Origin of the sequence: Chryseobacterium sp. KLBC 52 (genome assembly GCF_003347605.1) — a bacterium.
Taxonomy (GTDB): Bacteria; Bacteroidota; Bacteroidia; order Flavobacteriales; family Weeksellaceae; genus Chryseobacterium.
The window spans coordinates 1-14,182 of sequence record NZ_QDFZ01000021.1 but is presented as its reverse complement, the minus strand read 5'-3'; the positions used below and the strand labels follow the sequence as shown (position 1 = coordinate 14,182).

Sequence of the window (14,182 nt, the reverse complement as noted above, 5' to 3'; positions counted from 1 at the left end):
ACAAATTTGTACAGGCTTTTTTTGACTTATTCTGTTAAAGTATATTTAAAATATAATGCATTACATACAGTAAATAAATATTAATATAAAAATTATGATATATTTTTCTCAAACTATTCTGATTTTCATTATATTCACTTAACTAATTATCAGCATCATGAAAAAACTAAATTTGACTATTGCAGCGTCTTTATTTGCATTGACTCTATCCGGGAATTTGAGCGCACAAGACCTCGCTACAGATAACCACACGGTTACCATTTCTATTCCCGAAGTTGCACTGGTGGATATTGAACCAGCAGCAACCAAAAACATTACCCTTGGATTTACAGCTCCTACTGAAGCCGGAAATCCTATTCTTCCAGCTCCGGCCAACACTACTTTGTGGCTTAATTACTCTTCTATCAAATCTGTGGCAGATCCTACCCGTAACGTAAGCGTAAAAATGAACGCTATCATTCCTGGTGTGGATCTTCATGTAACGGCGGCAGCAGCCACCGGAGCAGGAGCAGGTACATTGGGAACTTCCGCAGGACTGCTTACATTAACTGGTACTGATCAGACAATTATTTCCGGTATTGGAAGTGCTTATACAGGAAATGGAGCTAATAACGGTCATAATCTTACCTATGCAATCGCTGCAGGAAGTGGTCCTGGAGGGGTAGCCGCGTACGCAGATTTACAGGCTACAGCTACTGTTGCTGCTACCGTTACGTATACGATATCAGACAATTAGAATTTAATTTAAATTCAATTTCGCGTTTCAAAAAACAAGAAGAAGTTGTTATTCAGTTTCTTCCTGGCTTTGTATTATTAATGATTTAACTCCAAACTTTACATCATGATAAAGCGTATCCTTCTTTTGATCATCCTGATTTTACAGTTCAACTTTTTACATGCCGGTATTGTGATTCTCAACGGGCTTACGCATTCTTACAAAATAGAAAACGGAAAAGTATATAAGGGAAAAGTGGCTATTGAAAACACAGGAAGCAATCCTCAAAGTGTAAAAATATTTTTGCAGGATTATACCTATCATGCAGACGGAACCATCAATTATACAGCATTACGCACCAATAAACGCAGTAATGGAGAATGGATAAAGCTCAATACCAATCTTGTTACTCTTAAAGGTAAAGAAAAGACTGAAATATTTTATGAAATAACAGTTCCCAATCAGGCTATGGATCCGGGAAGTTATTGGAGTATAATCATTGTAGAGCCGGTAGAAGAAATAAAACCCAGCGATGGTAAACCTGGTGTGAGCATCACTTCTGTTATTCGATATGCCATTCAGGTCATTACAGATTATGAAACAGAAAAGGCCAAACCGGACCTTAAGTTTGAAAGTGTAAAAGTAGAAAAACAGGAAGGAATACAAACAGCAAAAGTAGCTATAGCGAATAATGGTAATCTTTACTGTAAACCGACTGCTTCCATAGAAATCTATAACCGCAAAACGGGTGAAAAGGTGGGAACTTACGCAAGTTTAACGATGGGATTGCTGCCCAACACGTCCAAAATGTTTTACATTGATATCAGTAAAGTACCCCCCGATAAATACAAAGCAACTATCATAGCTACCGATGAAGAAGAGAATGCTTTTGCACTCAATGTGGAATTAGAAGTAAAAAATGAGTAGAACTTGGACTTTATTTATTATCATATCACTATTCCCGGTATTTATTTTTTCTCAAGAGCAATCCGATAGATTGATCAGTAAAAAAGATAGTTTAATGCCGGGAATGTCTACTTCTATTCCCTTCACCCTAGAAAACAATTCGGATGAGGCCAAGACCTATGATATCTCAGTTTCCACATCAAGTCCGTTTATCAATCCTATTTTAGCGAAAGGAGAATTTCAGATGCTCCCTCATGAAACATCAGTTTATCTCGTTCCTTTGCGTATCGGAACAGAAACAGGACAGGGTATTTATTCTGTTCTACTGAATATCACCGATCGGAATAACGGAATAGCTTTTACGAAAAACTCAAAAATAAAGATTTCCGGAAACAGAAATCTTTTGGTTACTGCGTTGAATACCCCTGAGTTTGTAAGAGCAGGGGAAACAATACGTGCTTCTTTTCTTTTAAAAAATAATGGGAATATCACTGAAAATATTCTCCTTGAAAGTAAAAATGCTGTTGTTGATCATGAGACGTCACTGATACTGGAACCTAATGAGTCTAAAATCATCAACATTCATAAAGTAACAAATGCTGAACTTGCTCAAAATGAATTTCAAAACCTAAACCTTTCGGTACACTCAAAGGGTAATCCCAAAGAAAATCAGGATGTCTATGCAAGTACACAGGTGATATCCGCAAAACCCTCTGAGAAAGATATTTATCACAGGCTTCCTGTTGCTTTCTCATTATCTTTTATCGGCATGCAGAATATGGGAGTGTATAATGATGGTTTTCAGGGAGAAATCTATGGTAAGGGAACACTGGACAAAGACAATAAGAATCAGATTGAGTTTAGGGCAGTTACTCACAATCCTGTAGAACTCAATACATTTACTCAGTATGAAGAATATTTTGTGAATTATAAACGGAACAATTTATCTATTCATCTGGGTGATAAAACCTACTCTTCTTCCTATCTTACAGAATTTGCACGATATGGCCGCGGGGCAGAAATCCGGTATGATTTTAATAAAGTGAGCTTTGGTGGATTTTATAATCATCCGAGGTTTTTCAAAGATATAAAAGATGAATTTAATTTTTATTCTGCGTTTAAAATCCGAAAAGAGTCCGAAATTTCTGTAGGATATCTCTACAAAACGCCAAGAAATGAAGAAATCAGATATAGTGAAGTAAGACTTGATTCTGATGCTCATCTTCCTTACGCTAAGGGAAAATTCAAGGTTTCAAACAATATAACTCTTTCCGGAGAACTGGCATACAGCACTACCCAAAAAACAGATGGAACAGCTTATTTATTACAGGCTGAGGCCGTTTTTAAAAAATTGAATGGAAATTTAATGTACATGAGAGCCAGCCCTGATTTCGCGGGATATTTCACCAATACAAATACTTTTAATGGTAATATTTCCTACAATCTCACAAAGAAAATAAGTGTCTTTGCCAATTATATGCAGGATGCCAAAAATTTCCAAAGAGATACACTGCTCCTGGCAGCACCCTATAGAAAATATTTTCAATATGGTGTACAGTACAAATATATACCGAGTGGTTTTATTATCCTGAGTAACGGGTATCAAACTTATAAAGACCGTTTGGAACCAAAACAGTTTGATTACTATGAACGCTACTTCAAAGTAAGTATTAATCAGCAGATAGGAATATTTCAGGTTAATCTGGATGGACAATTCGGTAAAACAGATAATTATCTGACAGGCTTTAACGGTAATTCAAGTTTTTACTCCGCCAATCTTTCATTTCAAAAATTCAGAACATCTTTTAACATCTTTGGAAGTTATGCCATCAGTTCAAGATATCAGCTTCAAAATCAGAAAAATCTTTATTATGGGGCCAGAATCCTCAGTCAGTTTTCTGATAAGACCAGCTTAAGTATCTTTTATCAGAACAATTATATGCCTGAGGAATATTTTAAAGACAGAAATCTGTTTGAGCTACTTTTTCATCAGCAATTATTTCCAGGGAATTATCTTGATCTTTCCGGAAGATACTCTCTGCAAAGAGGTGAAATTGGGGATAAAGATTTTATATTTTCCATGCGATACACATGGCGTCCAAACATTCCGGTACAGAAAACTGCAGAATATATTTCATTATCCGGAAATGTGAGCAACTTAGGCATAAAAAAAACAGAAGGAATAAGACTAATGCTTGGAAGTTACCTTTCCATTACGGATAAGGATGGAAATTATATGTTTAAAAACGTTATCCCAGGGAATTATTTTCTTGAAATAGACCGTTCCACGACAGAAATCAATGATATTTCAACCCAAACTTTTCCTGCTGCCTTATCACTCCTGAATAAGGAGAATACTTTTAATTTTGGATTAACTACAGCAGCAAATGTGCAGGGATACGTAAAATTCCTGGGAACCGGGGAAAAAGATCAACCGGAATTTGGACAATTACCCTCTGTAAAAGAAAAAAAGAAAAGAGAAAGTATTATTGTAGAAGCGAGCAACAATGATCAGACTTTCCGTAAGGTGTGCTATATAGGAGAAGATTTTGATTTCACCTATCTCCGCCCGGGAGAGTGGACTGTAAAAGTTTACCGTAACGGGCTGGATAAACGCTATAAGATCTCCACAGATAAATTTATTTTTACTTTACAGCCTTCAGAAACAAAGAAATTGAGCATCAATGTTGTTAAACAACAAATAGAAATCAAATATCAACAGGAATCCTTGAAAGTAGGATATAATGAAATAAAAAAGAAGAGATGATTGTGATCCGTTCCATATTGTTAATGGCGTTGTGCACTTTATCCGGTTCTGTTTATTCTCAGACCGCAAGTACAACGGTAAGTCTAACACTGCCCGTAGTAACTTTAATGGATGTAGAGCCAACAGGAAGTATAACTTTAAGTTTTACACGTCCTACTGAGGCTGGAAATGCCCTGGCAGCTCCCACTCCCAATACGTCAAAGTGGATCAACTATACCTCTGCTATCGCTTCCGGGGGACTTACCAGAAGAATTACAGCGTCTGTAAATCAAATTATTGCTGGGGTCAATATAAGGCTGCAGGCAGCTGCAGCTTCCGGAGCAGGGGGCGGAACATTGGGAACATCGGCGGGGCAGGTAACGCTTACCACCACTCCCACCACAATTATTAGTGGCATTGGAGGAGCATATACCGGAAATGGAGCTAATAACGGGCATGCACTCACCATTTCACTTGCCACTAATACCTATGCCAATTTACAGGCACAGACCAATACAGCTATCGTGATCACCTACACTATTACAGAATAAAATTAGCAATGAAAATCAAAAGCCCTTTTCTCAAAGAACAGTTCTTAAAAAGATATCTATACATTATTGCTTTAATGATGGGAAGTTATCTTGAAGGACAAACAATAAGTATTGCCGGGACCAGCTGGACTGTCAGCGTACCAACCATTACAGAGGCTGGAAATAACTATATAGGAACCTATGACAATCCTGCACAATTAACATTATCCGGTAATTTGCCAGGATCCTTTCTTAATCTTCTTTCAGCCTCCGGAGCCAAAATAACCATGCAACTTGCACCCACTTCGTGGAATAGTTCCCTGAAGCTTTATGCAAAAAGGAGCGGAGGCACGACAAAAATCAATGGGCTTTGTGTAGGGTGTACTGCCACAATTAATGGAGGAACAGCCAATTATATCGAGATACTTCAAGCCAGTGCTGTAATTCTTTCAACAATTACTTTTAGCGGACTATTAGGAATCAGCAATAGTGTAGATTACTCTGCCATTAGTGTACAATTGCAAATTGGTGGTGTTTCTGTAACAATTCCTGCGGCAGCATATAGTACTCAGGTAGTTTTTACAATAGCAGCCAATTAAAGCTCTGAAGCCAATCTATATACTCTTTATCATAATTATTTGAACAATCCGTTTAAAGAGATATTCAGTCAATTTGTATCTAAAAAAACAATCCTTTTCAAAATCAGAAAAGGATTGTTTTTTAGTATTTAAACTTAATTAATGTTTGGCCCACCAAAGAGGAGTCAGTACAGCATCTGTGCCCCCAAGTAATTGTACAGCTTTATCATATCCAGGCTGATCGGTATTTCTGAAAGTACTTGGATATCTTAATCTCTGAGGAAAATTCTGAATAGAATTCGTCATATAGTTCCCTGAGCTCAGATTAGGAAGGTTGGGTAATGGAGTTTCGATGGCTGGATTTTCAAAAAACGGCAGCCCAAGTCTTCTCTGATCATTCCAGGATTCTAATGGTAACCAAGGCATATTGGCAATATATTTTTGGGTAATAATCTTGGTCAGTTTATCATTTTTTACCGATCCGTTCTTATAAATAGTATTCACAGGATATTTAATTTCAACAGAAACCAAGTTCCCGGTTACAGGATCTTTATATTTCATGGTATGGCTTGCTCCCGGTTCTGTAATATGACTGTAAGAAACAGAAGTACCGTCACGGTTATAATCCGCTGAAGCAATATACTGACCATAGAATTGTGAAACTCCATTATAAACAAAACTTTCCTGAATTCCTTTATTATAAGCAGCTTCATCACTCATTGGAACTGTCCAGCCTTTCAATGCAGCTTCTGCCAGAAGGAAATAGGTTTCCCAGCTTGCAAAAAATATTCTTGCATTCTTACTTTCCCGATACTGCTTACCTAAAGCCGGCATACATCCTACTACATTTCTCAAGCCATTTCTCTGCCCTTTTACTCCCCAGTTTCCAATAGTATAGGCGTTCCAGGTATTTACGGTATTTATTGTTATTTTAGAATTATCTTCAAAAGTAAGATCTCCGTGATTGGTAGTTGCCTGATTGGTATAAGTCGGATACAAAGAGTAAACCGGGCTTGTAAGATCCCCCGGAATATAGAATGTTTTATAGGCTCTCGGATCGATTTTATTGGGTAATCCGTCCAGCCAGTATCCTGCACTTGGGTCGTTGGTCATTGTAGTGAACTGTTGATCATATTTTATACCCACATAATCAGATGCTTTTACCTGTGTATGCTGAGCTGCTGGTAATTGGTCTGTAGAATTTACTCCTCCCAGGCCAATGTATAAATTATTAAGGGTTGCGGACAAAATTTGAGAGTTCCATTCTCTGGACATAACGCCTGTCAGCGCATCCCATCCCGGTTTTTCAGCGACTTTAAAATTATCTGCACTTGTAGCGATAAACATATTTGAATTTGCTGCTGCTTCAAATTCTGTTTTTGCTTTTGAAGGATCTACTTCAGCAATTCTCATGGCAATTCTCATCCTCATAGAGTTGGCATATTTTACCCATTGAGTCCAATTGAACCCATACACCATATCATAGGCATTTGCATTGGATGGTACTCCTTGAGTTGTGTCCATTTTTGCAACTGCATCTTTCAATTCTTCCAAGATAAAATAGTACACTTCTTTTTCAGAATTGAAAGTAGGATTCGTTCCCTGAAAAGCCTGAATAGGTTGAGGTCCGAAATTATCCGAGAACTCACTCATCAAATAAGCTCTCCAGATTCTGGAAACCTGAATAACATTGTCATAATAAGGTTTTCCCTGCCCGGCCGCCTTTTTTTCATTCGCCAACTGAATGGCTGCATTCGCATTATTCAGCCAATCTGAAATGTATTTCCAGTATTCGGAAGTCCAGGAATCATCGTAAGTTCCACCTGCAATTCCGGTTGTCAAATGCTGTCTTGCTGCCGTTTTCCAGTATAAAACAAAAACGCGTTCTGCAATATTAGGATCCTGCTGGGCACCGAGAATTGAGTTATTTAATAAATATTCGGGTTCTGCCTTATTAGCGTCTACGGCAAACGGGTTATTATTAATGTCTTCAAAATCATTGCATGAAGTACATAGTAAACCCATCGTAAAAAATGATAAGATATATTTTTTCATTGTTTCAGTTGTTAATTAAAAGCCTAAAGTGATTGTAAATAAATAAGATCTTGAAGTAGGAAAAGCAAGGTTTTCAAATCCTGTTGCATTAGAATTAATTGCGAATACAGATTCCGGGTCGATTCCTTTAGCTTTACTATAGATCATCCATACGTTATTGGCCGTAAAAGCTACTTTAGCACTCTGTAAGGCTAGTTTTTGGAAAATACTTTTAGGAAAATTATAAGTCAGCTGAATATTTCTTAAACGAATATTTGTAGCATCATAAATGTTTTGCTCTGTAATTCCTAAGTTTCCGGATGTTACAGCTCCCCAATAATCCTGTTGAGTAATTTCTTTGGTATTTGCTGTATAGCCGCCATTTCCCTCCACTACGGCATCCAAAATCATATTATCACGTTTTCCTCCGGGCGCAGTGTCTGCAGCAAGTCCGTTCGCTTGTAATGCAGCTTGCGTTGCAGAGAAAAATTTACCTCCGATTCTACCGTCAATTAAAAATGAAAGTCCAATATTTTTATAAACAAAGCTGTTTGTAAAACCAAACAAAGCTCTCGGGGTTTGATCTCCTAAATAATATTGATCAGAAGTAGCCTGCGGTAACCCGTTTTGATCCACAATCAATTTTCCGTAATAAGGACTGCTGGTATCCTCTACTCTCAGGAATTTCGTTCCGTAAATCGCTCCGTAAGGTTTTCCTACTTCTGCAAAGAAAGCAACGTTATCAAAACCTGATAAAGGATATTTTGAAACAATTCCATCAATTTTATCGATCTTGCTTTTTAAGGTTGAAAAATTGGCATTGACATTCCACACAAAGCTTTCCTTCTTAAGGATATCCGTATTCATTACGAATTCAAACCCTTTGTTATGCAGTCCTCCTGAATTAATCATCATTCTTTCATATCCGGAAAGTGGATTTATCGGAATGGCTATAAGCTGATCGGTGGCATTATTATTAAAATAACTTACATCCAGAGACACTCTGTCAAAAAACTTCATGTCTGCTCCAACTTCAAAAGTTTTAAGCTTTTCCGCATGTAAATCCGGATTAAAAAGTATCTTGTTTCTTGCAAGTACAATATGTCCATTTGGATCTGTGGAAGCGATATATGTATTGTACAAGCTTTGAGGAGGTAAAGAGTTACCCACAATTGCGTAGGCCGCGCGAAGCTTAGCAAAGGTTAAGGCATTTAAAGTCGTACCATTTAATTTTTTCAGCATGTCTGTCAAAACTAATGAAGTACTCACAGAAGAATAAAAATAAGACCTGTTATTTATATTCAAAGTAGAAGACCAATCATTTCTTGCCGTAGCATTCAGAAACCAATATCCGTCATAATTAATTTCAGCAGCAGCAAATACTGAATTAATTTTTTTCCACATATCAACTTCGGTTGTTGTAACAGAAGCAAGATCACTCGTATTAGATGTGCTGAAGACATTGGCAATAACGAGATTTTGTGTGGAAAAATATAATGCCTTATCCCTGCTTTCCATCATCTGTCCATAAACAGAAAGCGAACCTCCCCATTTACCAACAATATTATCTTTTTTAGCATTAAGACTTATGATATAATTATTTTCATAAAACTTTTCCTGACCGGTAGAATAAGAATTATTACGTCTGGAGCCCGTCCAAACCCTGGCATTCGTATTTAAAGAATAAAAATCCGTTCCTAATCTTACATCTGCGCTCAGCCAGTTATTAAATTGATATTTAAGATAGCCGTTTAATAAAAACCTGTCTTTTTTATCATCGTTCAATGCATTATATGCAGTCCAATAAGGATTAATTCCATTGGAAGTGATCCAGCGCGATGTCACTCCATTTTGCATTTGTCCCTCACGATAATCTCTTACATCAATATTTTGAGGCATCAGAAGGATTGCTGGGTAATGATTTCCATCACCTTGCCCTGCAGAGGGTCTGTTTGTACCTTTAACGCTCATATATTGGGCTTTCACCTCAGTAGTCCACCTTTTATTAGCCCCAAAATTAGAATTCATTTTTGCCATAAAATTGAACCTCTCATATTTTGAATTCGGAATCTGGCTATTACTGCTTAAATAATTAGCAGAAGTGTACAAGCTTGATCCTTCACCAATGTTCTCCTGAAAGCTCAATGTATGTTGTGCAGTAGTTCCTGTCTTAAAAAAGTTTTTTAAGTTATCATGGACCGTCATATTTGATCCTTCAAAGGCGGGTCCCCAGGAAGTTGTGTTATCAGTCCCTTGTGGGTTGGGTAAACCATTACTTCCTTGTGCGAAACTATGCTGCAAATCAGGTTTCATAAAAATATTTTCAAAACCTAAGCTTGTAGAATATGTAATTCCTAATCCTCCTTTTCTTTTACCGGTTTTTGTAGTAATCAAAATAACTCCGTTACCACCTCTGGAACCATAAAGAGCAGAAGCAGCACCACCTTTTAAAACGGAAAGACTTTCAATGTCTTCCGGATTGATATCACTTAAACCATTACCCATATCAAGATCCGGATTCCAGAAATCGTTATTAGAATCTTTTCCATTCTGCTTAGCCTTTGATCCTAAGCTATTACTTAACGGAACTCCATCTACCACGATAAGAGGCTGATTATCTCCTGTAAAAGAATTAAACCCCCGAAGGTTAATTTTGGAGGAAGAACCTGGTCCAAAACTTCCTTTAATCACTTGTAACCCGGCAACTTTTCCTGCTAATGCATTGGTAACATTATTTTCTTTGGCGTCGACAAGGGTTTGTCCTTTCACATCCTGGAAAGAATATCCAAGCGCTTTTTTTTCTTTTTTTACACCATAAGCTGTAACAACTACTTCGTCAATCTTTGACGTCTTAGTTGAATCACTTTGTGCATACAATCCACCGAAAAAGAATAAGGATTGGAGCAGCCCAACCTTAAAAATGGTTTTTCTCATAAAAATTAGATTTGGTATATATTTAATAATATCACAAGATATTTAAACAAATAAACGTAATTGTCATTAAATTAATATACAATCATTAATTATTTATGCTAAATCCACTAATAAAAGCAACCAAATCTTTATAATTACAATATCTTAAATCATTACTATGAGTGTAAAGCTTTTGATACTTAAATAATTAAGTAAAATTTAAAGTTAGAAGAGCTCTAGCCTGAATCTGGTACTTTGTGGGGATTGAGTTGAAGAAAATAATGGATTTGCTGAGACTCCTGCGGAGTGACCATTGGAGTGTGTGCTGTCCGTTATCATTGATAAGTGATCAATGATAAGTGATAAGTGATGAATGGTGACTAATCGATGTACTGCTCATTACTTATGGATCTGTTGTGTTTGTGTTGAATTAGATCCTGTTGGTGTAGATATAAAACAAAAAAACCTTTATCGTAAAGATAAAGGTTTTTTAAAAATAAAATAAAAACTGGCGGCGGCCTACTCTCCCGCGTTAGCAGTACCATCGGCGCTGGTGGGCTTAACTTCTGTGTTCGGAATGGGAACAGGTGAGCCCCACCGCTAAAACCACCCTAAAGGTTGTATATAGCAGCTGGCTATTTGCTGTTGGCTTTTGGCTGTTTTTGCCAATTGCTAACTGCTAGTTGCCAATTGCGTTTTTAAGCGATAAAAACTTTCACAAAGACAAAACCTTCACTGCGCATAAAGCACTTGGTTTATATTAGTAACCATAGACTATAAATCTACGGGTAATTAGTACTACTTGGCTATGACATTACTGTCTTTACACCTATAGCCTATCAACGTCGTCATCTACAACGACCCTTAAAAGATGTCTCATCTTGAGGCGAGTTTCGCACTTATATGCTTTCAGTGCTTATCTCTTCCAAACGTAGCTACTCAGCGGTGCACCTGGCGGTACAACTGATACACCAGAGGTTTGTTCAATTCGGTCCTCTCGTACTAGAATCAAGCCCTCTCAAACATCTAACGCCCGCAATAGATAGAGACCGAACTGTCTCACGACGTTCTGAACCCAGCTCGCGTGCCACTTTAATGGGCGAACAGCCCAACCCTTGGGACCTTCTCCAGCCCCAGGATGTGACGAGCCGACATCGAGGTGCCGAACCTCCCCGTCGATGTGAGCTCTTGGGGGAGACTAGCCTGTTATCCCCGGAGTACCTTTTATCCTATGAGCGATGGCCCTTCCATACGGAACCACCGGATCACTATGTCCTGCTTTCGCACCTGATCGACTTGTAGGTCTCACAGTCAAGCACCCTTATGCCATTACACTCTACGCACGGTTACCAAGCGTGCTGAGGGTACCTTTGAAAGCCTCCGTTACTCTTTTGGAGGCGACCACCCCAGTCAAACTACCCACCACGCAATGTCCTTCTGAAAGAAGTTAGGCTCCAAGTAAGTAAAGGGTGGTATTTCAACGGCGGCTCCACAAACACTAGCGTGCCTGCTTCAAAGCCTCCCACCTATCCTACACATTACTTACTCAAAGTCAATACGAAGTTATAGTAAAGGTTCACAGGGTCTTTTCGTCCCATTGCGGGTAATCGGCATCTTCACCGATACTACAATTTCACCGAGCTCGTGGCTGAGACAGTGCCCAGATCGTTACACCATTCGTGCAGGTCGGAACTTACCCGACAAGGAATTTCGCTACCTTAGGACCGTTATAGTTACGGCCGCCGTTTACTGGGGCTTCAGTTAATGCCTTCGCTTACGCTAAGCACCTTCCTTAACCTTCCAGCACCGGGCAGGTGTCAGACCCTATACAGCATCTTTCGATTTAGCAGAGTCCTGTGTTTTTGATAAACAGTCGCCTGGGCCTCTTCACTGCGGCCAACATTGCTGTTGGCGTCTCTTCTTCCGAAGTTACGAGACTATTTTGCCTAGTTCCTTAGCCACGACTCACTCGAGCACCTTAGGATTCTCTCCTCGACCACCTGTGTCGGTTTTGGTACGGGTTGCTTCACTTCGGCTTTTCTTGGATCAGATTACACTACAGCAGCTTCGCCCGAAGGCTAGGCCTTGACTATTCCGTCAGTCTCCAGCAGCTACATCCAACCGTCCCCTTTATTCGTGAGCAAGTATGGGAATATTAACCCATTGTCCATCCACTACCCCTTTCGGGTTCGCGTTAGGTCCCGACTAACCCTCAGCTGATTAGCATGGCTGAGGAAGCCTTGGTCTTTCGGTGAGCAGGTTTCTCGCCTGCTTTATCGTTACTTATGCCTACATTTTCTTTTCTATCCGCTCCACAATACCTCACAGTACTGCTTCGGCGCAAATAGAATGCTCTCCTACCAGATATATCTAAAATATAAATCCATAGCTTCGGTAATATGTTTATGCCCGATTATTATCCATGCCGGACCGCTCGACTAGTGAGCTGTTACGCACTCTTTAAATGAATGGCTGCTTCCAAGCCAACATCCTAGCTGTCAATGCAGTCCAACCGCGTTGCTTCAACTTAACATATATTTTGGGACCTTAGCTGTTGGTCTGGGTTCTTTCCCTCTCGGACATGGACCTTAGCACCCATGCCCTCACTGCCGTAGAACATTTATTAGCATTCGGAGTTTGTCAGGAATTGGTAGGCGATGAAACCCCCGCATCCAATCAGTAGCTCTACCTCTAATAAACTTATATACGACGCTGCACCTAAATGCATTTCGGAGAGTACGAGCTATCTCCCAGTTTGATTGGCCTTTCACCCCTACCCACAGGTCATCCGAAGACTTTTCAACGTCAACCGGTTCGGTCCTCCACTCTGTGTTACCAGAGCTTCAACCTGCCCATGGGTAGATCACAAGGTTTCGCGTCTAATCCTACTAACTATCCGCCCTATTCAGACTCGCTTTCGCTCCGGCTCCGGTACTTAATACCTTAACCTCGCTAGTAAAATTAACTCGTAGGCTCATTATGCAAAAGGCACGCCGTCACAGCATTACGCTGCTCCGACCGCTTGTAGGCGTACGGTTTCAGGTTCTATTTCACCCTTCTATTCGAAGTGCTTTTCACCTTTCCTTCACAGTACTTGTTCACTATCGGTCTTTCAGGAGTATTTAGCCTTGGAGGATGGTCCCCCCATATTCAGACAGGATTTCACGTGTCCCGCCCTACTCATTTATCATCTTAATATGCCTTTCGAGTACAGGATTATCACCTTCTACGATTGTTCTTTCCAGAACATTCCTCTAAACATAAAAAGACTTTTGGGCTAATCCGCTTTCGCTCGCCACTACTTACGGAATCTCTTCGATTTCTTTTCCTCCGGGTACTTAGATGTTTCAGTTCTCCGGGTTTGCTCCTCTTACGAGGTGACATGTCTTCAACATGCCGGGTTGCCCCATTCGGATATCTGCGGATCAATTCGTGTGTGCCAATCCCCGCAGCTTTTCGCAGCTTACCACGTCCTTCGTCGCCTCTGAAAGCCTAGGCATCCGCCATACGCCCTTAACGATTTCTTTCCTATTGGTTACTCAAGCGCTTTATGCGCTCGGTTTTCTCTTTGTGATGTCTTTACCGTTAATGTCAATGATCTTAATTTCTTTTTTTCCGACTAATGAACAGATGTTGTTTTTGGCTCCATCCGTAACTTTTAAATCAGTCTTCCAAAACTGTGGAGAATAAGGGAGTCGAACCCTTGACCTCCTGCGTGCAAGGCAGGCGCTCTAGCCAGCTGAGCTAATTCCCCCTCTAG

7 protein-coding genes, 1 tRNA gene and 2 rRNA genes are annotated in these 14,182 nt (G+C 39.5%); 5 read left to right on the top strand and 5 right to left on the bottom strand.

Annotation, left to right across the window (positions count from 1 at the left end; genetic code table 11):
• Positions 1–157: 157 nt before the first annotated feature.
• From DDF69_RS19230 to DDF69_RS19210, 5 genes are all read left to right on the top strand, one after another.
• Complete coding sequence (locus tag DDF69_RS19230) at positions 158–736, top strand: hypothetical protein (protein ID WP_114822199.1); 579 nt, start codon at positions 158–160, stop codon at positions 734–736.
• Between the two features lie 105 nt (positions 737–841).
• Positions 842–1,642, top strand: coding sequence for a WxL protein host-binding domain-containing protein (locus DDF69_RS19225; protein ID WP_114822198.1), 801 nt, complete (start codon positions 842–844; stop codon positions 1,640–1,642).
• On the top strand, positions 1,635–4,388 hold the full coding sequence (locus DDF69_RS19220) for a hypothetical protein (protein ID WP_114822197.1): 2,754 nt from the start codon (positions 1,635–1,637) through the stop codon (positions 4,386–4,388). The genes DDF69_RS19225 and DDF69_RS19220 overlap by 8 nt, the downstream gene beginning before the upstream one ends.
• Positions 4,385–4,918, top strand: coding sequence for a hypothetical protein (locus DDF69_RS19215; RefSeq protein ID WP_114822196.1), 534 nt, complete (start codon positions 4,385–4,387; stop codon positions 4,916–4,918). Before DDF69_RS19220 ends, DDF69_RS19215 begins: the two co-directional genes overlap by 4 nt.
• Positions 4,919–4,926: 8 nt before the next feature.
• Positions 4,927–5,496 (top strand): hypothetical protein, encoded by a 570-nt coding sequence (locus DDF69_RS19210; RefSeq protein WP_114822195.1) that lies wholly within the window; start codon positions 4,927–4,929, stop codon positions 5,494–5,496.
• Between the two features lie 138 nt (positions 5,497–5,634).
• Here the strand turns inward: DDF69_RS19210 and DDF69_RS19205 are convergent, their stop codons facing one another.
• The 5 genes from DDF69_RS19205 to DDF69_RS19185 form a co-directional block, all read right to left on the bottom strand.
• Positions 5,635–7,530: a SusD/RagB family nutrient-binding outer membrane lipoprotein gene (locus tag DDF69_RS19205; RefSeq protein ID WP_114822194.1), complete on the bottom strand. Its 1,896-nt coding sequence runs from the start codon at positions 7,528–7,530 to the stop codon at positions 5,635–5,637.
• A gap of 15 nt (positions 7,531–7,545) precedes the next feature.
• Positions 7,546–10,443, bottom strand: coding sequence for a SusC/RagA family TonB-linked outer membrane protein (locus tag DDF69_RS19200; protein ID WP_114822193.1), 2,898 nt, complete (start codon positions 10,441–10,443; stop codon positions 7,546–7,548).
• Positions 10,444–10,928: 485 nt separating this feature from the next.
• Positions 10,929–11,036 (bottom strand): 5S ribosomal RNA (rrf, locus tag DDF69_RS19195).
• Positions 11,037–11,194: 158 nt separating this feature from the next.
• Positions 11,195–13,949: ribosomal RNA gene (locus DDF69_RS19190) — 23S ribosomal RNA — on the bottom strand.
• A gap of 153 nt (positions 13,950–14,102) precedes the next feature.
• A tRNA-Ala gene (locus DDF69_RS19185) sits at positions 14,103–14,176 on the bottom strand.
• Positions 14,177–14,182: the final 6 nt, after the last annotated feature.